The 1,653-nt window shown below is 57.0% G+C and carries 1 protein-coding gene, 2 tRNA genes and 1 pseudogene; 1 reads left to right on the top strand and 3 read right to left on the bottom strand.

What is annotated here, in order from left to right; translation table 11 throughout:
• Positions 1-138 precede the first annotated feature (138 nt).
• The 3 genes from AC1DWI_RS22215 to hrcA form a co-directional block, all read right to left on the bottom strand.
• Positions 139-215, bottom strand: a tRNA-Arg gene (locus AC1DWI_RS22215).
• Between the two features lie 27 nt (positions 216-242).
• Positions 243-319 (bottom strand) — tRNA-Ile (locus tag AC1DWI_RS22220).
• A gap of 24 nt (positions 320-343) precedes the next feature.
• The gene (hrcA, locus tag AC1DWI_RS22225) at positions 344-1,363 is read right to left on the bottom strand and encodes a heat-inducible transcriptional repressor HrcA (protein WP_477668273.1); all 1,020 of its coding nucleotides are present in this window, start codon (positions 1,361-1,363) and stop codon (positions 344-346) included.
• Positions 1,364-1,412: 49 nt separating this feature from the next.
• Between hrcA and ppnK the strand changes: the two are divergent.
• A pseudogene (gene ppnK, locus AC1DWI_RS22230) lies at positions 1,413-1,653 on the top strand (NAD(+) kinase); the annotation flags it as partial.

The following is a 1,653-nucleotide window of genomic DNA, read 5'->3' on the forward strand; positions in this document are numbered from 1 at the left end:
CCGTCCGGCGCCGCCCAGTCCCAGGAAAACCACTATCGCGATGGCAACGGTATGAAAAAGGACCCCAAAAGCGGCCCCCCGGAAAGAAAAATAGCCTAGAGGGATGAGCCTCTAAGCTATTGAAATCACTTAAGAAAGTGGTGCGGCTGGCAGGAATTGAACCCACGACCCCTTGGTTCGTAGCCAAGTACTCTATCCAACTGAGCTACAGCCGCTAAGCCTCAAATTATAGCTTATTTAAATGGTAGGGCGTGAGTGACTTGAACMSTSGACCAAAGGATTATGAGTCCTCTGCTCTAACCAACTGAGCTAACGCCCCACTCAAGGGATCGATTGTAAGGGCCTACTTGCTATGGCTAAGCGCGGTGCTCACCAGCTTGGAGGTGATGTCGACAATTTGGATCATTTTTTCGTAAGGCATACGCATGGGCCCTATCACGCCCAGGGTTCCCACGACCTGTCCGTCGACTTCATAAGGGGCTGTCACCACAGACAGTTCCTGATACGGAATCACCTGGCTTTCGCCGCCGATGTAAATCCGGACTCCCTCGGCGCGGCTCGAAACATCGAGGAGCCGCATAAGTTGCGCCTTTTGCTCGAAGAGATCAAAAAGCTTGCGCAGGTTACCCATGTCACCGGAAAAGTCGCTGACGGCCAGCAGATTGCGTTCGCCGGAAATAACCACCTCGTCGCGCGACTCGATGGCCTCCGAGCTGACCTTGACCGCCGCCTGCATCAACGTGGCGATTTCACCGCGAAGGGCTTCCACCTCGTTCTTCAGGCGCTCTCTTACCTCTTCAATCGCCATGCCAGCGTAATGTGAATTGAGGAAATTGGCCGCTTCAACCAATTGGGACTGCGTGTAGTCCGCTTCGGTGAAGATGACCCGGTTTTGCACATCGCCGTCAGGCGAGACGATGATCACAAGAAAGCGTTTTTCGGACAGGCGCAGGAACTCGATATGGCGAAATACCGACGTCCGGCGTGGCGCCATGACGACACCCACGAATTGCGACAGGCTCGACAGCATGTGCGCCGCATTGCTGAGCACTTTTTGGGGTTGATCAGGTGCCAGTCGCGGCGCACCGATATGGCCCGACGACGACAAGGGGTCGCGCTGGGTGGTCAACATCGTGTCCACAAAGAGCCGGTAACCCCGCGCGGTAGGAATGCGCCCTGCCGAGGTGTGCGGGCTGACAATCAGGCCAAGCTCCTCGAGGTCGCTCATCACATTGCGTATGGTGGCCGGAGACAGTTCAAGGCCGGAAGCTTTCGAGAGCGTGCGCGAACCTACCGGCTGTCCATCGGCAATGTAGCGTTCAACGAGTGCTTTCAGCAGCAATCGGGCACGATCATCAAGCATGGTGCCATTCTACGAAGCTTCGGTTGCCATGTTGTGATGTAATTTGCCGATGAAGTCGCAATTTCGCCATGTCGCATTGATCGGCAAGTACCACGCACAAGGTTCCCGGTCAGCACTGGAGGAGATCGCACACTTCCTGGGCACCCAGGGTTGCGAGGTGGCGATCGAGCAGGACACCGCCAGCAACACCGGCCTGACCCGGTTCCCCACCCTTGACGCAGCCGGCATCGGCGCCCAATGCGACCTCGCCCTCGTCGTGGGGGGGGACGGCACCATGCTGGGTATAGGCC

The organism is Polaromonas sp. P3_C2 (assembly GCF_056402675.1).

What these genes read in the sequence shown, in the direction of transcription:
- hrcA (WP_477668273.1), bottom strand. Translation starts at nt 1,363, where the DNA reads ATGCTTGATGATCGTGCCCGATTGCTGCTGAAAGCACTCGTTGAACGC.